At 52.6% G+C, this 19390-nt stretch carries 16 protein-coding genes; 7 read left to right on the top strand and 9 right to left on the bottom strand.

Translation table 11 applies throughout. From position 1 onward, the window contains the following. Positions 1–22: 22 nt before the first annotated feature. On the bottom strand, positions 23–1003 hold the full coding sequence (locus tag MYS68_RS01885) for an aldo/keto reductase (RefSeq protein ID WP_248924194.1): 981 nt from the start codon (positions 1001–1003) through the stop codon (positions 23–25). 84 nt (positions 1004–1087) lie between these two features. Beyond that, positions 1088–1546: a MarR family winged helix-turn-helix transcriptional regulator gene (locus MYS68_RS01880; RefSeq protein WP_248924193.1), complete on the bottom strand. Its 459-nt coding sequence runs from the start codon at positions 1544–1546 to the stop codon at positions 1088–1090. Between the two features lie 204 nt (positions 1547–1750). Here MYS68_RS01880 and MYS68_RS01875 point away from each other — a divergent pair, with 204 nt between their 5' ends. Next, complete coding sequence (locus tag MYS68_RS01875) at positions 1751–2197, top strand: MarR family winged helix-turn-helix transcriptional regulator (protein ID WP_248924192.1); 447 nt, start codon at positions 1751–1753, stop codon at positions 2195–2197. Between the two features lie 99 nt (positions 2198–2296). After that, entirely contained in the window at positions 2297–3523 is a 1227-nt protein-coding gene (locus MYS68_RS01870; RefSeq protein ID WP_248924191.1) for an epoxide hydrolase family protein, read from the top strand. A gap of 357 nt (positions 3524–3880) precedes the next feature. On the opposite strand, the gene MYS68_RS39020 is transcribed toward MYS68_RS01870, so the two are convergent. Beyond that, positions 3881–4072 (bottom strand): hypothetical protein, encoded by a 192-nt coding sequence (locus MYS68_RS39020; protein ID WP_420852198.1) that lies wholly within the window; start codon positions 4070–4072, stop codon positions 3881–3883. Positions 4073–4306: 234 nt separating this feature from the next. Between MYS68_RS39020 and MYS68_RS01865 the strand changes: the two genes are divergently transcribed. Both MYS68_RS01865 and MYS68_RS01860 read left to right on the top strand, forming a co-directional pair. Further along, positions 4307–5284, top strand: a complete 978-nt coding sequence (locus MYS68_RS01865) for an alcohol dehydrogenase (protein WP_248924190.1) — start codon at positions 4307–4309, stop codon at positions 5282–5284. A 42-nt stretch (positions 5285–5326) separates the two neighbouring features. Then, complete coding sequence (locus tag MYS68_RS01860; RefSeq protein ID WP_248924189.1) at positions 5327–5962, top strand: FMN-dependent NADH-azoreductase; 636 nt, start codon at positions 5327–5329, stop codon at positions 5960–5962. Between the two features lie 78 nt (positions 5963–6040). On the opposite strand, the gene MYS68_RS01855 is transcribed toward MYS68_RS01860, so the two are convergent. Next, positions 6041–6277 carry an NUDIX hydrolase gene (locus MYS68_RS01855; protein ID WP_248924188.1) on the bottom strand — a complete coding sequence of 79 codons (237 nt, stop codon included), beginning with the start codon at positions 6275–6277 and terminating at the stop codon, positions 6041–6043. A gap of 274 nt (positions 6278–6551) precedes the next feature. On the opposite strand from MYS68_RS01855, the gene MYS68_RS01850 reads away from it, so the two are divergent. Genes MYS68_RS01850 through clpP form a run of 3 tightly spaced genes read left to right on the top strand, consistent with a single transcriptional unit; the run spans position 6552 to position 8129 of the window. After that, complete coding sequence (locus MYS68_RS01850) at positions 6552–7172, top strand: ArsR/SmtB family transcription factor (RefSeq protein ID WP_248930782.1); 621 nt, start codon at positions 6552–6554, stop codon at positions 7170–7172. Continuing rightward, positions 7172–7504, top strand: coding sequence for a hypothetical protein (locus tag MYS68_RS01845; RefSeq protein WP_248924187.1), 333 nt, complete (start codon positions 7172–7174; stop codon positions 7502–7504). Before MYS68_RS01850 ends, MYS68_RS01845 begins: the two co-directional genes overlap by 1 nt. Positions 7505–7544: 40 nt before the next feature. Beyond that, positions 7545–8129: an ATP-dependent Clp endopeptidase proteolytic subunit ClpP gene (clpP, locus tag MYS68_RS01840; RefSeq protein WP_248924186.1), complete on the top strand. Its 585-nt coding sequence runs from the start codon at positions 7545–7547 to the stop codon at positions 8127–8129. 366 nt (positions 8130–8495) lie between these two features. On the opposite strand, the gene MYS68_RS01835 is transcribed toward clpP, so the two are convergent. The 5 genes from MYS68_RS01835 to MYS68_RS01815 form a co-directional block, all read right to left on the bottom strand. Then, a complete protein-coding gene (locus MYS68_RS01835) occupies positions 8496–10022 on the bottom strand; it encodes an NAD(P)H-hydrate dehydratase (RefSeq protein WP_248924185.1) in 1527 nt (508 codons plus the stop codon). A gap of 34 nt (positions 10023–10056) precedes the next feature. After that, the gene (locus MYS68_RS01830) at positions 10057–11115 is read right to left on the bottom strand and encodes a HAMP domain-containing sensor histidine kinase (RefSeq protein WP_248924184.1); all 1059 of its coding nucleotides are present in this window, start codon (positions 11113–11115) and stop codon (positions 10057–10059) included. Further along, positions 11108–11740, bottom strand: coding sequence for a response regulator transcription factor (locus MYS68_RS01825; protein WP_248930781.1), 633 nt, complete (start codon positions 11738–11740; stop codon positions 11108–11110). Before MYS68_RS01825 ends, MYS68_RS01830 begins: the two co-directional genes overlap by 8 nt. A 66-nt stretch (positions 11741–11806) precedes the next feature. Continuing rightward, positions 11807–12376, bottom strand: a complete 570-nt coding sequence (locus tag MYS68_RS01820) for a class I SAM-dependent methyltransferase (protein ID WP_248924183.1) — start codon at positions 12374–12376, stop codon at positions 11807–11809. A 307-nt stretch (positions 12377–12683) separates the two neighbouring features. Further along, the gene (locus MYS68_RS01815) at positions 12684–18935 is read right to left on the bottom strand and encodes a DUF8202 domain-containing protein (RefSeq protein ID WP_248924182.1); all 6252 of its coding nucleotides are present in this window, start codon (positions 18933–18935) and stop codon (positions 12684–12686) included. Positions 18936–19390 lie beyond the last annotated feature (455 nt).

Genomic DNA, 19390 nt, shown 5'->3' with positions numbered 1-19390 from the left:
CATTTTGTTTTACAATGATGCTTCATCCAAGAACAATTTTTCCGTTTCTAAATTGCATATTGGGGAAAGAAGCGCCGGCGATCTCATTTTCGGGTATCGCTTCTTCAATTTTCTTAATCTCGTCTTCCGTCAGATGAATATCAAGCGACTGCAAAGCTTCTTGAATATGAGCCGGAGATACGGTTCCAATGAGCGGTATGATGTCTTCGCCCTTGGATAATATCCACGCAAGCGCCAGTTGGGATACCGTCATATGTTTTTTTGCGGCGATCTCACCCAGCTTCTTGGCCAGAGCAACATTTTTTTCGATATTTTCTTCGAAAAATAACGGGACGTAGCCGCCTTTGCTCTTCCGGATTCGCTCGTCTGTCCAAATGCCGGCAAGAAGTCCATGAGCCACCGCCCCAAAAGCGACAACGCCAATCCCCAATTCCCTTGCTATCGGCAAAATATCTTTTTCTATTCCTCGGTTAAAAAGCGAGTATTCGACTTCCACCAAGCTGATCGGATGCGTTGCATGCGCTCTTCTCAATGTCTCCGCATCGACCTGGCTGACTCCGACATGCTTTACATAGCCGGCTTGAACCAACTCGGAAATGGCACCGATCGTTTCTTCAACAGGGATACCCAGATCTATTCTTGCCGGCTGATAAAGATCAATATAATCAAGATGGAGTCGTTTGAGCGAATAGGTAAGATAGTTCTTAACATGATGGGGGGAGACATCCAGTCCGTACATGGAACCGTCCGGCGCACTCAACGCCCCAAACTTAAGCGATATAAAATATTCATCCCTTTTATACCCCTTCAAAGCTTCACCGATTAACATCTCGCTTCGGCCTGCACCATAAAAATCCCCAGTGTTGAGATGATTAATTCCGCTCTCTAAAGCGGTATGAATTGCGGCAATGCCAGCACCTTTAACGGCATCATCGGCATTAGACATACGATCGCAGCCGAGTCCGATTCTGGACAGATCCAGTCCGTTTTTTCGATCATTCATCAAGATAACCTCCCAAATTATATTCCGAAAAATATGTAGCCATCTACATAAATGTTCAAAAAAATAATAGAATACATAGCAATTTCACAGCTTTGAAAGTTGCTTTTCAACGTTTTCAAAAGCACGGGTCAGCAAAGAAGCGAACATGGCTTTTTCGGCATCCGACATACCTTGAGTGATCAGTTCTTCAGATTTCGATAAGGCACCATTCCTCTCGTTAAGAAATTGTTTGGCTTTGGCCGTAATATCAATGCTGAGGTTGCGTCCGTCGGCAGGGCTACTGCTGCGCGTGATAAATCCGGATTTCTCCAGACCGTTCAATAAATTTGTTACAGACGGACCACTTAAAGCCATTGATTTTTCAAGAAACTTTCGGTTGATCTCCATATGTTCTTCCAAGGATTGATGAATATGACACAGAAGAATCGCTTGCGAGGCATTCAAGCCATGATTCTTCAGAAGCTGGTCGAGTATTTCCCGAACTTTTTGCGCAATAAGTTTAATGTATAGGCTATAGGGGTACATGTCAAAAACACTTTGCATAGGTTTCTCCTCGAATTCGTGTAGATGTCTACACTATATACCCAATTTTTGGTTTTGTCAATGATAAGATTCAGATGTTGTCCGAAGAAAGAGACATGATTTCATTGAAATGGGCCGTTAACCTAACGTCTTTAAGCTGGTTTCGATTTTGGTAAAACGAAATTATATTAGATATTTATATAAATTATTGATATAATTTGATCCATGGAACCTAAAAATAACCTTACTGAGTTGAACGTTAGCGACTTTGCTCTGGTGTTCGAAGAATTAACGAGGATTTTCATTCGGTTGCCGTCCATTGAAAAACTTAGCTTCACTACGCTGTCCGTCCTGCACACATTGTCTCGCAAGAGCCCCATGCGGCTTACGGAGTTGACAGCTAATGAGCAAATTACGCAGCCGGCAATCACACAGCTCGTGACCCGGCTTGAACGAGACGGACTCGTCGAACGCCGATCGGATCCGAATGATGGCCGAGTGGTTCAAGTGCATATTACCGCACGAGGTGCAAATGTGATTGATTCTCGCCGATTGGATCGCATTGCGCAACTCTCGAAATTCATGGAAGGGCTCACTCCGGAAGAAAAACAAGCAATTGCATCCGCAATACCCGCATTGAGGCGTCTGGTCGAACTGGGAAATGATTCATAATCTCCGCCGAGGATGCCTTTTCCATTGCTCCTACCCGGGTGGTTGAACGAAACAAATGAATTCAAGGAAGTGCATTCCATTCGTACAGGAGGAACCTTTATGACAACAGCTCCTTTCGTGCTTGAACCGAGTCCGATCTACGTATCCGATGAGTCCCTTGCCGATCTTCAAAATCGTTTAAAGTCCACCAGATGGCCTCTCGATGCCGGTAATGATGACTGGTTTTACGGCGTTAGTCGGAAATACCTTGGGGAACTCGTCGACTACTGGATTAACGAGTTTGACTGGCGCAAATCCGAGAAGGCGATCAACGCCTACGAACATTATCAAGTAGATGTTGACGGAGTTCCTGTGCACTTTATGCGTAAACCTGGCGTAGGGCCGAACCCTGTACCGTTGATCCTGTCCCATGGCTGGCCATGGACTTTCTGGCATTGGTCCAAGGTCATTGATCCACTGGCGGACCCTGGCGCATTCGGGGGCGATCCGGCTGAAGCATTCGATGTCATCGTGCCGTCACTTCCCGGTTTTGGATTCTCGACGCCACTGCCAAACAACCCGGACATGAACTATTGGAAAATCGCCGATCTCTGGCATACGCTAATGACCGATACTCTCGGTTATGCGAAATACGCGGCAGGGGGATGCGATGTAGGTGCTCTCGTGACCGGTCAACTGGGGCACAAATATAGTAACGAGCTCTACGCAATCCATATCGGGTCTGCTCTAAAACTGAGCTTTTTTAATGGAGATCGCGCCTGGGATTTTGCCGGAGGCCGTCCCATTCCCGACAATATCCCCGAGAGTATCCGATCGAAGATTTTGGAGTTTGATCGCCGTTTCGCATCGCATCTCGCCGTTCACGTTCTTGACCCCGGCACACTCGCCTATGGCCTGAGCGACTCGCCGGTTGGAATGCTCGCATGGATCCTGGAACGATGGGCCAAGTGGAGTGATAATAACGGCAACATCGAGAATGTCTTTACAAAGGACGACATCCTTACGCACGCAACAATCTTCTGGGTAAACAACGCCATCGAAACATCGATGCGCGTCTATGCGAACAATAACCGTTATCCATGGACTCCCGCCCACGATCGCTGGCCCGTCATTGAGGCACCAACCGGTATAACCTTCGTGGGCTACGAAAATCCGCCGGGAATTACGACCGAAAATCGCGTACGGGATTTTCTCGACAGCGATCGCGCTCCTTGGTATAACCATGTCAACATCACAGCCCACGAACATGGTGGACATTTCATCCCCTGGGAAATTCCCGACAAGTGGGTAGAGGATTTGCGCCGTACCTTTCGAGGCCGTCGATAAGAGGTTCACAGGCTCAGGCCTTCAAAAGCGGATCGCTATCCTTCGCTCAACTCCAACGGGGAACGTTAGTACCAGTTAACAGCGGCAATCCAGGACGATATTTGCCTGTCCGAGAATGCCGCTGTTTGTTTTGTGATGGTCCAGTCCAATGTAGTGTAGAGCTTGTAAAAATTCAATTAGCCCATCACCGTAATTTGGAAGCTCCTTAATTTCCAATTTGCAGGTCAATGGGCTATTTATGTTCTATTTAAGGCAGTGTAAGATACTGTCGTTTATAAGACATCATCGTCAGCTAACTCATCTGCCTGACGTTCGTTCACATGGCGTGAAACATGCCTCCAAACGAACGAAAAAATGTTAATTTGGATTTACAATCCCACGGAGAACGATGTTACATACATTATTTACCTGATCTTTCATGAAGCTTGATTTCCAATCACGAAAATGAGCGGGATGATGAAACCGGGATGTTGCTATGAGAATCCCTGTAGCTATCTGTGTTGGATCTCCTGCTAAAAACTCTTTGGAATCAATTCCTGCTTCGACAATTTGCTAAATTTACCACTGAAGCAAATCAAACGAAAGGCCGGTGGCATCATGATTATATAACCGATTTTTGAATCTCCAGAGGAAATTTATGTGTTTTTATATTGATAATTAGGTAATGAGGATGTAAATTCCATATGAATCGTAAAATCCCTGCGCCCTATTAGAGTGGAGATGGTAGAGAATGCACACTATAATTGACCAAAATATGCTTTGTAAATTGGAGTTTATGTAGTTATGACTATGATGAAGGCGATTCAAATTTCGAAACGTGGCGGGCAGCTGGAGTTGGTTGAACGCCCTGTGCCTACTCCGGCTGAGGACCAAGTGTTGTTACGCGTTGAGGCTTGCGGGGTGTGCCATGGAGAGATGGTTGCCATAGAGGGGCACTTTCCTCAAATGCAGTATCCACGTATACCGGGTCATGAAGTAATCGGGGTAATCGAAGCGCTTGGTGGCGGCGTGAAGAACTGGACAATCGGCCAAAGAGTAGGTGTCGGCTGGAATGGAGGCCATAATCAGGTTACAGGGCTTTCGATTGACGGCGGCTACGCAGAATATATGGTCGCATACGAAGACGGCCTCGCACGTATTCCTGACGGACTTTCCGCACTGGAAGCGGCTCCTCTCATGTGTGCCGGCATTACGACGTTCGGCGCGTTAAAGAATAGTCTAGCGAAGCCTGGAGATCTGGTGGCGATTCAAGGTATTGGTGGGCTAGGTCATCTGGCTATTCAATATGCGAAGAAGGCAGGCTTTCATACTGTTGCGGTCTCGCGCGGCAGAGAGAAAGAAGAGTTGGCGCGACAACTTGGCGCTCACCACTACATCGACACGGCTAAAGAGGACGCAGCAAAGGCACTTCAGACAATGGGCGGTGCCAAAGTTATTCTCGCAACAGCACCGAACGGACAGGCAATTTCGTCACTTTTCGACGGACTCGGACCTAGCGGCGAGCTCATTATCGTAGCCGGATCAGGTGAACAGCTGGACATTTCTCCGATCAAGTTTTTGGACGGCCGCCGCACGATTCGCGGTTGGACGGCGGGGCATGCGAAGGACTCTGAGGAAACGATACGCTTCAGCGTACTGACTGATGTACATCCGATGATCGAGATATATCCGCTAGAGCGTGCTACAGAAGCGTTCGAAAGTATGTTGTCGGCATCAGCGCGTTTCCGCGCGGTGTTGCATATTTCCGGACACAGTTTGTGATTAACCTTATTAAGAAAAAACCGAAACGAAAGGAAGTTTCAAATGACAACAGTTTTGTATATTACGACACATCCGCTTGATCATCAGGTATCATACAGCCTCGCAGTAGGAAAGGAGTTTATTGAAGCCTATCAGAAAGCCAACCCTGGGGATGAAATTATCCATTTAGACCTGTACCAAATGCATCTCCCGCAAATCGATAATGATGTAATGACCGGCTGGGGTACATTAGCATCCGGCACAGCCTTCGATCAGCTATCTCCTGAACAGAACGCAAAGATTTCACGTCTAACTGAAATCGTCGATCAATTTGTGGCTGCCGATAAATACATATTCGTATCACCCATGTGGAACTTCTTGTTCCCACCTGTTCTTAAGACATATATAGATTCAATCTGCTATAAAGGTAAAACATTCAGATATACAGCGAACGGTGTTGTTGGTCTGCTCAAGAACAAGAAAGCTCTCCATATCCAAGCAAGCGGCGGCGTCTATTCCGAAGGACCTGCTGCAAGCATGGAAAGTGGCCATAGCTACCTCGGGAAGGTTTTAAATTTTATCGGCGTTACTTCCTTCGAGGGGATTTTCGTCGAAGGCATGAATTACGCGCCAGAAAAAGCTCAAGAGATTAAAGAAAAAGCCATTGAAAAAGCCAAAGAAGTTGCAGCCCGCTTCTAATGGAAATAAAGAGGATGTCCCGCTTATGGGATATCCCCTTTTTTTGTTTCTGAATTTTAAGAACTAACGTTCTCCCGTTTAGCTTAAAGAAGATCCATCCGCTGTATCGGATATAACATTAACTAAATGACTAACAGTCACGTCAATTCCACTTTCTTCTTTAATTTCACGAAGCACGCCATCAATTAGATTTTCTCCAACCTCAGTTATCCCCCTGGATACCCAACCATCGTCATGAGCTTTAACTAATAAAATATTTCCATGTCCATCTTCTACAATTCCGCCTGCTGAAACAATATGTGTTGGGAATGCCATTTATAGTACCTCCTTGTTAGGAGGAGATTGTATATTAATTCCATTTGATGCACGTACTTTCCTTCTTAGCGTGATCGGTACTCGATCGTAATTGCATAATCTTATATACTGGCACCACGTTAACTCCCGTTAGTTTCAATAAAAAGGACGCTCCCGCGCCTTCGCTTGGGCTACGTCCTCCTTCATTGTATTCGACGTGTGCAGCAGACCGAACCCGACAATCATTATTTGACAAATTAATTTTCACGTAATAAAATGTTTTTACGTGAATACAATGTATTATGTGGGGGTGATGCATCTGATCTTCGAAATCCAGGAAAGCCGTCTGGTCGAGTCGCCCGAGCAAGCGATGATGCTGATGAATCCGCTGCGCGCGGACATCGTTTCCCGGCTAGCCGAACCGGCTTCCGCGGCGGAATTGGCCCGCGCCATCGGCGAGGCTCCGCAGCGCATGAACTACCACCTGAAGGCGCTGGAAAAAGCCGGGCTCATTCACCGGGTCGGCACCCGCCAGGTGCGCAATCTCGTCGAGGTGCTGTATCAGGCTGTGGCAAAAACGTTTATTTTGGCCGAGTCGCTCAGCTTGTCGGCGGAAACGTTGGAGCGGCTGAAGCAGCACGGCTCGCTCGCCCAGCTCGTAACGACTGCGGAACAGCTCAAGAAAGATGCGGTGCTGCTGATGGAACAGGCGGACAAATCGACAGAGGTGCCGAGCGCATCGCTGCATTTTCAGATCGAACTCGGAAGTCCCGAGGAGCGGCAGGCGTTCGTCGACGATTACGTCGCCGCGGTGAAGCAATTGGTGGAAAAATACCATCGCGGAAAAAACGGGGCAAGTCCGTATCAAGTCGTGCTTGCCGCATACCCGAAACCGCAGCAAGGAGGAGATTCCTGATGAAAGAAACGGAAACGAAGCTGCTGACCGGCGTCACCCCGGCAAAGCAGGAAAAGCCGGAGCGGTCTAAGGAAACCGGCGACCTTCACGAGCAAACCGGTGCCGCCGCAGGAGCGGCGAAGCGGCCGGAGGGAGCAGGAAAGTCGAACGTTATCCCGTTCCGCAAAGATGCCGGGGCTGAGACCGGGGAATCGCTTGTTACCGTATGGGATATTCCGTCCGTCTCCCGCGAGGATGAAGACGGAGTCCGGATTATCATGGTTTCCTCCGGCTTCGGCAAGAAACACGCTGCAGAGCGCTTTGGGTCCGGTGTGCAGTGCATCGCCGCTTAAAGCGGGATGACCTACTTATATGTGAAAGGTGGAAAACGATATGAATTACGTGCCTATCGTGATAGAGCAAAGCGGGCGCGGCGAGCGCTCTTACGATATTTACTCGCGGCTTTTGAAGGACCGCATCGTCATTTTGGGCAGCGAAGTTAACGATCAGGTGGCGAATGCGATCATAGCCCAGCTGTTGTTTTTGGCGGCGGACGATCCGGAGAAGGATATCCACCTTTATATCAATTCCCCTGGCGGCTCGACGACGGCGGGCATGGCGATCTACGATACGATGCAGTTCATCAAGCCGGACGTCTCGACGATCTGCGTCGGCTTCGCGGCGTCGATGGGCTCCTTCCTGCTTGCCGGAGGGGCGAAAGGCAAGAGAATGGCGCTGCCGAACTCCGAAATCATGATTCACCAGCCATGGGGAGGCGCTCAAGGTCAGGCGTCCGATATTAAAATCCGTGCCGACCATATCATCAAAACCCGCGCGCTGATCAACCGCATCTATGCCGAGCGAACGGGCCAGCCGCTGGAAAAAATCGAGCGGGACACCGACCGCGATTACTACATGACCGCCGCGGAAGCGGTGGAATACGGCTTGATCGACAAGGTGGTCACAGCTACCGCGTAACGACGTTCGGGGTAGAGCGACTCGCGGGCGGCGCTTAGCCTGCAGCGGCTCACGTTGTCTGGGCACGGTAGCGGGTCGCGCTAAATAAACGCAAAAACGTGGCTTATTGCAGGTCAGGACGTGCCATTTTGAATAAATAAACGCAATGACTTGGTTTATCAGGACTCATATACGTTTTTTCAGACTTCGCTAAGCAAATTTATCCAAATTTTTGCGCTTATCGATGCTGGAAAAAGGAACTTTGGCCTGATAAAACAAGAAACTGCGTTTATTCTTTTTTCGGGCATGGAAGCAGGCCGACGGGGGCGGCGCGACCACGTGCCGCGCGGCACGCGAAGGCGGCGCGGCGCAGCCGGACATCGCCGGCTACAGCTCGGCGATGATGTCGCCGGCGATCAGCGAGCCGGCGGAGCGGCGTCCCGCCGCCGCCCGGTCGCCCGCGGCGCCGTGCGCGTAGACGCCGAGCGCGGCCGCCTGCACGGCGGACAGCCCTTGCGCGAGCAGCGCGCCGATCACGCCGGCGAGCACGTCGCCCGCGCCCGCGGTCGCCATCCCGGCGTTGCCCGTGGAGCCCACGTATGCCTCGCCGGACGGCGCGGCGCACACGGTGCGGGCGCCCTTCAGCACGAGCGTCACGCCGTGCTGCATCGCATAGCGGCGGGCGAGGCCGATGCGATCGCGCTGCACCTCGCGGGTGCCGATTCCGGCCAACCGGGCCATCTCGCCCGGATGCGGCGTCAGCACCGCCGGGGCACGCCTCGCCGGCCACGCGCCGAAATCGGCCGCATCCGCGATCATGTTCAGCGCGTCGGCATCGATTACGAGCGGCAGATCGGCGCCCTCCCAGATCGCCCGCAGCCAGGCGCTGTCGCCCGGCCACCGGCCCATGCCGGGGCCGATGACGAGCGCCTGCTTACCGGCGGCGAGCGCCAGCAGCGCCTGCGGGTCGCTCCGGCTCCAATCGCCGCTGCCGCCGTCCGCCACGCCGGCGAGCATCAGCTCGGGCCGGCGCCCGAGCAGCGCGGGCACGAGGCTGTCCGGCAGCGCCCAGGTCGCGAGCCCGCAGCCTCCGCGCAGCGCGGCCGTCGCGGCCAGCAGCCCCGCGCCGGACATCGCCCGGCTGCCGGCGGCGACGAGCACATGGCCGTAGCTGCCCTTGTGCGTATCGGCAGGTCGCACCCCGGCCGGATCCACCCTTAGCCGCGCCAAAAACGACTGCTCGCCGAGCTCCACGACGGCGACTCCGTGCTCCTCCGCCAACCGGCTCGGAATGCCGATGAAGCGGACGACGACGTCCCCGGCATAGTCGGCGCCCGGGTACTGCACAAGGCCGCGCTTCTTGAACGCAAGCGCGACCGTCTTCACCGCGCGGATGCACGGCCCGGGCACCTCGCCCGTATCGGCATCCAGCCCGCTCGGGATGTCGACGGCAACGATCGGCTTGCCGCTGGCGTTCGCCTCTTCGACCAGGCGCGCGTATATGCCGCGCGGCGGACCGCTCGTTCCCGTGCCGAGCAGTGCATCGACCACGCCGTCGCATTCGTGCCACGGGAGCGCAGCCCCGTCGTACTCCACACAAGGCACGCCAAGCTTTGCGGCGATGTCCCGCTGCACGGCCGCTTCCCCGGTCAGCGTCCGCGGGTCGGCGGCATACACCACCATCGGCTGCAGCCCGGCTTCCAGCAGATGCCGCGCGCAGACGAGGCCGTCGGCCCCGTTGTTGCCTTTCCCGGCCAAAATCAGCCAACGGCGCCCAACCACAGCCGCGATGCGCTCCACCTCCTCCGCCACGGCACGGCCGGCGTTTTCCATCAGCACCAGTGCCGGAATGCCGATCAGATCGATCGTATACCGGTCCAGCGCCCTCATTTCCTCAGCGGTCACTACGTACATCGCTTGTTCCCCTCCTCATTTCATCCAAAACGCATCAAGTCCGCGGAAGTTCGATATAAAAAACAAAGAGGCCTTCATGATGATGTAAGCCGATTCGTCCGCCGTGCAGCTCTACGATGTTTTTCGCGATCGAAAGCCCGAGCCCTCCCCCCGGCGGCATCCGGTTATCGCTTCGCGACGGCTCGGCTTTATAGAAGCGCTCGAAGAGCAGCTGCTCCTGCTCCTTCGTGATCGGCTTGCCGCGGTTTTCCACCTCGAGACGAATATGCTCCTCTCTCTCGGCCAGCCTGACGGCAATGTCACCGGTCTGCACCGAAAACTTCAGCGCATTGACGAGCAAATTATCGACAGCCCGCACGAATTTTTCGACGTCGACGCTTCCGAACACCCTTCCTTGCCCCAAGTCCGTACGGACCGTCAGCGAGTGTTCCTGCGCAATCGGCTCGAATTCGGCGATGATTTGCTCCAGCAAACCGCTCAAATCGACGGTGCGGAGATCAAGCTGCTCCGCTCCGCTCGTCAGTCGCGTATATTCGAACAGATCGTCAATCAGCTTTTTCAGCTGCTGCGTTTTGTTAAACGCATTGCCGATGTACCGTTTATGTTCGTCAAGATCTTGATAATCGTCGTTTTTCAGCAAATTCAAATAACCGATAATGCTGGTGAGCGGCGTGCGCAAATCGTGGGAGACGCTCGTGATCAGCTCCATTTTCGACATTTCGATCCGGCGTTCTTTTTCCATCATCTCTTGCAGCTGTTCCGCCATGTAATTGATGTTTTGCGCAACCTTTCCGAGCTCGTCCTGACTGGACAGCGGCACCCGGTAATCCAGATTTCCGCCAGCCAAAAACATCAGACCGTCGGCAAGCCTCTTCAGTTGACGAACGACGGGCCTCGTCAGAATATAAAACAGCAGGAAAAAAGAAACGATCATCACCGCGTAGCTGCCAAACGGATTGGTAATGATGCCGAGATCATTGCCCAAAAGTGACGTTAGATACACCGCGGCAGTGAAGCTCAAAAAAGCGGACCAAAACATCTTGCCCCGGATATTTCTTTTCCAGTTCAGCACGGACAAAGCATCTTTAATCAATTTTATATCCCACTCCCCAAACGGTTTTGAGATAACGCGGTTCTCTGGGGTTGTCTTCGATTTTTTCGCGGATTTTGCGGATGTGCACCATGATGGTGTTATCGGATAAAAACTTCTCCTCTTTCCATACGCTTTGATAGATGTTGTCGATGTTAAAGACGCGGCCGCGGTTGCTCGCCAGCAGCTCCAAAATCGAAAATTCGGTAGGGGTCAACGCCACGTCCTTGCCGCGGACTGAAACCTGATGGCGATCTTTGTTGATGATCAGATCGTCGATTTCAATAACGGCATCATCGGCCGCTTTCGCCGCACCGGAGCCGGCAAACGACTGCCTGCGCAGCTGCGCTCGAACCCGGGCGACCAGCTCGAGCGGATTGAACGGCTTCGCCACGTAGTCGTCGGCTCCCGTCGTGAGCCCGGCGATTTTATCGATATCCTCGCTTTTGGCGGAAAGCATGATAATCGGCACGTTCGATCGTTCCCTGATCTTGAAGCAGGCCTGAATGCCGTCCATCTCCGGCATCATTACGTCCAGAATGACGAGATCGACCGGTTCGCGGCGCAGCGCCTCCAACACCTGGACTCCGTTTTCCGCCTCAAGCACGCGGTAGCCTTCATTTTTCATATAAATGTGCACGACATCGCGAATTTCCGGATCGTCGTCCGCGACCAATACCGTCTTGCTCAAACGTCATTCCTCCTTCTTCTTGCAAACGTATACGAAAGCCGGTGGCACGTTCAGCGGAACGAAGCGGATGTGCTCGATATCGAACACCCCGCCGAGCTGCTCCTTCATTTGCAGGGAATACTGGAAAGCGATAAACAGGCCGCCGGGTTTCAAGGATGCCGCAATTTGCTCCATAAGGCGGTCGCGCACGGCTTGCGGAAAATTGAAAAACGGAAGACCGCTCCATATGCAGTCGAGTCCGTCGATGCCTTCTTCCTGCAGAGCGGACCGCAGCTCGCAAGCATCCGCGTAGCAAGCATAATCCGGAAAGTCCCGGGCAAGCCGGGTGCGCAAATACGGATCTTTTTCGAACAGCAGCACCTTCGTTTTCTTTGGCTTGGCCCGGTTCACGTAACGGGTGATCGCCCCCGTGCCGGCGCCGAGTTCGGCTGCATATTCCATTTTACCCCAAGTTACCGGTTCCATCATCTTTTTCGCGAGAAATCCGGAGCTTGGCGTCACGCTCCCGATTTGCCCCGGCGAACATATAAATTTATGCAGAAAAATCAGTTTTTCCCTGATCACTCTAACCATGATCCCGTCGCTCTCCCTTCGGTTTTCCATTATCTTCAGGGTAACCGACAATTCTGCAAAATAAGCGCAACAATTTCTGAATGTATTCTGAAGATATGCGTGCTGCCAGCCCCCCGGATATGATAAATCCTCGCCACAAGAGAACAAATCCCCCAACAGTGAAGTGAACCTTTGCAGCCTATTCCTAGTACTTTTGGGGGAATCCCCGGTTATCCACAAAAATTAGCCATGCATAATTTCCTAAACTAAAAAAAAAAACCGGCATCCTGTCGGATGCCGGCTTCCAAATCATTCATTATCGGAGCTGTCAATCGATCAAATTTGTGGATTTGAGCAATCTTCTAATTAATGCCGATGCTTCCGCGCGAGTCATGCTCTCTTGCGGTCTCAGCATTTGGCCTTCCCGGCCTTCGACGATTCCGGCCGCAATCATCCGGGCAACGGCTTCTTTCGCCCAGCCGGATACATTCGCCGCATCGCTGTAAGAGGAAAGGATCTTTTCGATCTCCGCCTCGCTCTTCGAGCTTTTCGTCTCAATCAGATCGTAAGCCCGCGAAATCATGGCAATGCCCTGCTCCCGCGTGATTTGCCGATCGCCGTGGAAAAGGCCGTCCTCGTAACCGAGCACGATGCCGAATTCACTAGCGACGGCAACCGCATCATGATACCAAGAGGATGGAGGAACATCGCCAAACGTGTTCCCGTCAATATTTTGACGCATGAGACCCATACCCGTTGCCGTAATTGCCGCAAACTCGGAACGAATTACATTCCGGTCAGGGGTAAACGTGTTGTTCCCGGTCCCCTCAAGAATCAGCCTTGCGACGACATCGTTAACGTCCTCTCTGGCCCAATGGTTTTTCACATCATCGAGATCCTGCGGATTCCAGATCACGGAATATGTGCCGCTGCTGCGCAGATCGTTGATCCGAGCGAAATAGCGGTTGTCGATTTTCGTAACGACCGTCGGCAGATGGAACACGGTTCCGTCCGGATTTACGTAAACGCCTGTTGTAATCCGGTTCGGATCGATACCTTCCGGCAATGCGATATATTTCGCCGCATATCCGCTCAATCGATTCGCTTGGGCCGTTTGTCCCCGGCTGGAGAAGCTGAGCTTCAGATCGACAGGCGAAACGAGCAGCTCATAACCTTGGGTCGACGCCTTATCCTTGGCAATCTCGTTCAAAGATGCGGAAGCGCGCTTGATCTCGACCTGGACCTCAATATCTCCCAGGGCGGCATCGTTTAATTTTTTTGCAATGTCGCTCAAGTTCAGTTGTTTGCCCGGAATCGGATAAATCGCCAGCAAGTTGCCGATTTCCAAACTCGAACCGGATTCCGTCAATCGCCGGACAAGCTCGGCCGTCAAACCTTTCGTTTCGATATCCCCATCGTTCGGAACACGAATGACGAACTTCTGTCCGGTGCCCTGATCGATCAGCTCCGCCAGCTTATCGGCATCGATGACAACGTTCGTTCGTGTCCGATCACCGGAATTGTCCACGGTTCCGGCGGCAAAGTCGGCATCCTTGTCGTTTACGCTCGAAATAATGTCTGTCGGGCTGGAAGTGCCTGTACCGCCTCCAGATCCGCCTCCCGAATTGCCTCCGCTCGAGGAGGAAGAGGATTTTCTGGTTACAGTAATCGTATACTGCGTAATTCCTCCGTCACGGTCCGTAACCTTGACGACGATCGTGTTAACGCCGCCCTGCAGCGGAAGAGCTTCGCTTGCCGTTCCGCTAGTCACTTTCGCGAAAGGTCCGCCGTTGATGCTGATCTCGATGACAGCCTGCGGATCAAGCGCAACCGGCGTCCATTGAAGCGCATATACGTTTTTGGATACGCTCAAGTTGTACGTTTTTTCGTCCGGATTGAAAGCCGGGACCATGCTGCCTTCGGATGGCGTGAGCGATACAAGCTTGCCGGTAACGCGCATCACCTCGATGGTGTAAACGTTCTTGCTGCCGTCCGGCCCCGTCGTTTCCACTTTAATTACGTTAAGACCTTCCTTGAGCGGCAAATTGCTCCAATCCGCCGCATTCACCGGTTGGCCGTTCAACGTCACGCTAACCGTACCGTTCGGATCAAACGTCTTCGGATTGATGCTGATTTTGTCAACAGCGTTCGGAACAACAGCTTCGTAATTCAGGTACAGCTTTCCGTCAAATTGCGGGTACAGTGCGATTGGGACCGGATTCCCGTCCCCGACCTTGTAAACCGCATCGAGTACATCGAGACTAGCTCTCGCTTTCACCAGGTTATTGCGTGCGGAAATCAGGACGGCTAACGCCGTATCGACTTCCTGTTGGGTTGCGTCCGGATCGCTCAGCACCGTCTCGGCCCGAACCAGCGCATTTTTCAGCGCCGCCCAACTTTCCGGCGTGAATTCCGATTCCGTCAAGCCTTCGCCGTTGATTGCGTCTTTTTTCTCCTGCAGCTTGGATTTATCGGCTACCGGAACCAGAGCGGTTCTCGCCTTTTCCAGCGCAGTCTTCGCCGCATCAACCTCGGCTTGCGTCGCATCCGGATCGGACAGCACGGCTTGTGCCTCGCTCAGCGCTTGCTGCAGCTCCTGCCAGCTGGTTGGCGTATATCTTGCCGGATTTAATTGTTCGCCGACAATCTCCGCTTCCTTGGCACGCAGCTTGCTCAAATCGACCAAAGTGCCCCGCGCCAGTTCCAGTGCGGACAATGCTTGTCCGAGCTCGACCGGAGTAGCTTGCGGCGTGCGGTTAAGCAGCGCTTTCGCGTCGTCCAGAGCCCTGGTCAGAACTCCCCAGCTGTCTGTCGTGTAATCGCCCGGTTTCAAGGTGCCGATTGTAATCTCATTTTGGACTTCGTCCATTTTGGTTTTCAGCTTGTCAGCCACGCTGCTCAAGTTGGCCCGGGCGGTTTCCAAAGCGGCCAAGACCGCATCGACTTGCTCCTGCGTAGAACCCGGATTGTTCAGCACGGCTTCGGCATCAGTCAGCGCAGTTTGCAGCGCCGTCCAGCTTTCCGGCGTGTAGCTCGCCTCCGTCAAACCTTTGATTCCGGTCAGCTTGCTCTGAAGAACGTTTTTGTACACTTTCGCGAAAGTGAATAAAGAACCGTTGCCGAGCTTGCTGCTGTCAAAAGTAGCCTGACCCGCCGCATCCAGCTTAATGCCCGAATTCACTCCGTCGATAATGAGATAGTACAGTACGGAAGGATTTTCGGCTGCCACATCCAACTTCAAGGTGATGTTCCGGTCCTGCCAATTCGACTTTTCCACCTTGAACATACGGTTCAACTGCTTGAGCGTATGTCCCGGAGCTTCCGGAACATTGGTTTCATATTTGGCAGTTGCGCCGTTGTCGCTGAAAACGAAAAACGAAGAATCGGCGTCAATCGTATTCGTATTGGCTGCATTGGACGCTTGAACGGAGTCGCCCAAGGCGATCGTCACCAGCGCGCCTTGCACTTGCGATTTGGACTGCTTTTGATACAAGTCGCTGCCGTCATCCCGGCCGATGCCGGTAATCCGGTTGCCGTAGCCCTGATTGTTGTCGGCCGTCCAAAACTTGCTGCCTTTGCTGGTCGTATAATCCGTTTTGCCGCCATTCAGCGTCAAGCCGTATTTCAAAGCCAGGTAGCTTTCGATCTGTTGTTTCTCTTGTACGGTATGGCTTGCCGGGTAAAGAACAACTTCGGCGAGCTCGCCTTTGAAATGGGACCAGTTGTTCGGATTCCCTCCGCCGAACGTGCCTCCGATGACCGGAGTAAAGTCGATTTGGCTAAACGAATTGTCGCCTGCAACGGTTTGAGGCGTTCCGTTCAATCGGCCTTGAGACTCTATCGAAGCGGCTGCATCAAAAGCGGCCAAATAATACCGGGAAGCGTCGTTAAAGGAAAATCCGCGATAAGTGCCGGTCGCTCCGTTGCCTATATACAATTTGCCCCACTTCGAAAAGATGCCGACTCCGTACCCGCCCGGACGCGGAGCTGCCGATCCGACGGCCGTGCCGTCCGTCTGCTTGAATACGACATATCCGTCCTTGTACGTAATTTGCTTGTCACCGATCAGATACTGGTTCGGATTTTGATTCGGCTTTGTCGTATTATCGAACGATACGGCAGGATTGAAGTTGGCTGCTTCGGACTTATAAGCCGGCGCACCTTTCACCTCGAATCGGTTCGTGCCCGTCTGATCGGTCCAGCCGGTAAGCTGCCCTGCCCCGTTAGCGGTGGCGTCTTTATCGCCCTTCAGCCACAAGGAGGCGCCGCTTACGCCGCCCGGAGCTTTTGATACGGCGACCACCTGCGCGAACGTAAAGTAGCTGCCGTCAGCCAAATCCGAGCTGTTCAAAGTGACCTTCCCCTCTGTCAACTGTGCGACTTTCAGCGTTCCGGTAAATCCGGAATCGCCTCCGATCACGACATAGGTCAGTTTGTCGGTTTGCGTGCCGTCAAGCTGCAATGTGACATTCCCGTCTTTCCAGTTCGTTTTGTCGACCTTGAACGCACGCGCCATCCGCTGCAGGTTCGAACTGCCGACAGCCGTGTTATAAGCCGTATCGCCGCCGTTGTCGCTAAACGTAAGGAACGAAAGATCGTTCTGAATGGTGCCTTCCGGATACGCTTCGTTGGAAGCTTTGATTTCATTGCCTGCGGCAATTGTCACGAGCGCCCCGTTTTCCTGGGACTTGGATTGCTTTTGCTCCAAACCGCTCGCGGAATCTTTGCCGATACCGGTAATGCGCTGGTCGAATCCGGCGTTATCCGCCGCCGACCACATTTTACTGCCGTTGCTGGCCACATAATCCGATTTGCCGTTATTCAGCGTCAAGCCGTATTTGAGCGCCAAGTAGCTTTCGATCCTGCTCCGCTCATCCGCTGTTGCCGCGCTGTTCAATACGATCACTTCTGCGATATTGCCTTTGAGATAGTTATTGTTGGTAGCATCGGCCTTGCGGCTGCCGATTTGAGGAATGTCCGTCATCGTTGCGCCTGTTGTCCCGGACCCTGCATTAATGCCGTTTTTCCTCAAAATGCTCGGGAACGAGGCCGTCCAGACTGCGTACTCCCCATTTTCGGGCGGGCTTGCCTGCAAATAACCTCCATCGCCGTTGCCGGCATACAGAACGCCTACCGAATCAAAGAAGTATCTCCCGTTGCCGAGTGGAGAAAGATCGACCGGCGCAACTACCGCTCCACGGGCGGCGTCTTTCGCTCCATTCCACGCCGTAACCGTGTACGCTTCCGCCATCGTAACGCTTTTGTCGCCGAGAAGGCGAGCGTTGCCGTTAAAAGCGACCACAGGGTTAAAGTTAACGCCTGCAGCCTGATAATTCGGCTTTCCGGCCAATGCTCCATCCACTTGGAATTTATTCTCGCCAGCCTGGTTCGTCCAGCCTGTCAAAGCGGAACCGTTCGCGGCAGGAACGGCATCCTCCGCTTTCAACCATACGACCGGCTTTCCGGTTACGCCGCCGGGTGCGCTTGCCGCACCTGCCGGCGAGATCTCGCCTGCCGTCAGCGTAATCATCTTGAAAGCTACGATTTTGCCCAGCGCATCAATCTCGTAAATGCCTACATACTTGTTCGTCGTCGCATCCACACTGCTAATGTCCGCGCCGGACGCATACGGGTTAATGACTCCCGTTCCCGTAGGCGCTGCTTCCCCGATATTCGGAACGGCAATCGCAGCGTCTGATACACGAACGGCCAATGTGTGTCCCGCTCCCGGGGTCGCTGTTAGTTTCGTCGTTCCAGGCGCAGTGCCTGCCGTCGCAGTCGCGCTTAAGGCCGGCGCGGGCGTATTCATAGCTCCCTGAGCCTGTTCTTGGGTAATTGGGCCGTCCCAAAATTTGATTGAGTACACTTTGCCGCCGGTCGTCTTCTCGCCGGCAGTAGCATAGTCGTCATGGAAGAAACCGAAACGTACTTTCCCATTCACGATTACCGGAACAGAATTGCTGCCCACAGTTTCAATTTGCTTGGCTAAAACGCCGTTTACTACCATATAGGCGATAAACTTTTGGGTCGTTCTATCTCTCGTAGCGATAATGTCCACTACTTGGTTGGCCGCTGTCGTCAGATTTCCAGTAGACGTGGGATAAAAATTAAGTTTGCCATTGTTAAAATAAAATCCGTCGTCCGAGGTTTTGTTTTTGTAGTCAATTATTTTTGCATACCCACCCGGTATTGAATCAAAAGAGAACCTCAAGCCGATGCTGTAATGGTCGCTGATATTGGGGTCCAGATCGATCGTGAACCCCCCGCCGTTCTGTGCGTTGGAGGTCCACCGCCAGTAGGTGGAATCGGTAACGGATAAATCGGTCCCAAATGCGGACGTCGAATTGCTGTAAGTTTTGCCCCCATAGGTGCCGGATACTACCGACAATTGGGAGTTACCGAGACTGTCCGAGAAATTCCCGTTAAAATCATAGCTCGCGACCAGATTCGCCGGACTTGCCGCCTCTGCCTCAAGCGGCGCAACGAGATTGGAGAAGCTTGCCGCCACCATGGCGATCAGAAGCAGCATAATGAGCTGCTTTTTCCAACGTTTGCGCAAATTCCGCAATGTCATTGCCATTCATACATCCTCCTGTTTCAAATTAATAGACGGTGATCCGATCCAACTCCAGACCCATATTCGGATGCGGTCAGGAACACGAGAAAACATTCAAATTTTCACGGGCATCCCCCCTCAGAATAAAAATATTGCTTTGTAACGTTTGCGGCAGCAACCGCCGCCATTCGATTTTTTTTGCAAACCAACGTGAGGGGACCCGTCCGAGCTTCAAAAATATACAAAACTCCCCCTGTTTCGACGTATTGGCAGCTTCAGTCACCTCTCTCTTTTTTGACGGGCTGTAATTTATAGCGCTATTCTTGCCGTTGCATGGTGCCTGTATTATTTATGTCGAAAGACAATAATAGCGGAAGACCCTAATCTCTGGATTATTATAGACAAAACCTCTAACCAAACTCTAACCACGGATAATAGAGTTTGTCGGTTTCATTCAACTGGTTGAATATAGGATTCAA

Source organism: Paenibacillus hamazuiensis, assembly GCF_023276405.1.
In the GTDB taxonomy this organism is placed as follows: domain Bacteria; phylum Bacillota; class Bacilli; order Paenibacillales; family NBRC-103111; genus Paenibacillus_AF; species Paenibacillus_AF hamazuiensis.
This window is presented reverse-complemented; position numbering and strand designations above follow the sequence as displayed.

Coding starts and splice junctions, on each gene's coding strand:
- MYS68_RS01885 (WP_248924194.1), bottom strand. CDS start 1,003: ATGAATGATCGAAAAAACGGACTGGATCTGTCCAGAATCGGACTCGGC.
- MYS68_RS01880 (WP_248924193.1), bottom strand. CDS start 1,546: ATGCAAAGTGTTTTTGACATGTACCCCTATAGCCTATACATTAAACTT.
- MYS68_RS01875 (WP_248924192.1), top strand. CDS start 1,751: ATGGAACCTAAAAATAACCTTACTGAGTTGAACGTTAGCGACTTTGCT.
- MYS68_RS01870 (WP_248924191.1), top strand. CDS start 2,297: ATGACAACAGCTCCTTTCGTGCTTGAACCGAGTCCGATCTACGTATCC.
- MYS68_RS01865 (WP_248924190.1), top strand. CDS start 4,307: ATGACTATGATGAAGGCGATTCAAATTTCGAAACGTGGCGGGCAGCTG.
- MYS68_RS01860 (WP_248924189.1), top strand. CDS start 5,327: ATGACAACAGTTTTGTATATTACGACACATCCGCTTGATCATCAGGTA.
- MYS68_RS01855 (WP_248924188.1), bottom strand. CDS start 6,277: ATGGCATTCCCAACACATATTGTTTCAGCAGGCGGAATTGTAGAAGAT.
- MYS68_RS01850 (WP_248930782.1), top strand. CDS start 6,552: ATGTATTATGTGGGGGTGATGCATCTGATCTTCGAAATCCAGGAAAGC.
- MYS68_RS01845 (WP_248924187.1), top strand. CDS start 7,172: ATGAAAGAAACGGAAACGAAGCTGCTGACCGGCGTCACCCCGGCAAAG.
- clpP (WP_248924186.1), top strand. CDS start 7,545: ATGAATTACGTGCCTATCGTGATAGAGCAAAGCGGGCGCGGCGAGCGC.
- MYS68_RS01835 (WP_248924185.1), bottom strand. CDS start 10,022: ATGTACGTAGTGACCGCTGAGGAAATGAGGGCGCTGGACCGGTATACG.
- MYS68_RS01825 (WP_248930781.1), bottom strand. CDS start 11,740: ATGAAAAATGAAGGCTACCGCGTGCTTGAGGCGGAAAACGGAGTCCAG.
- MYS68_RS01820 (WP_248924183.1), bottom strand. CDS start 12,376: ATGGTTAGAGTGATCAGGGAAAAACTGATTTTTCTGCATAAATTTATA.
- MYS68_RS01815 (WP_248924182.1), bottom strand. CDS start 18,935: ATGGCAATGACATTGCGGAATTTGCGCAAACGTTGGAAAAAGCAGCTC.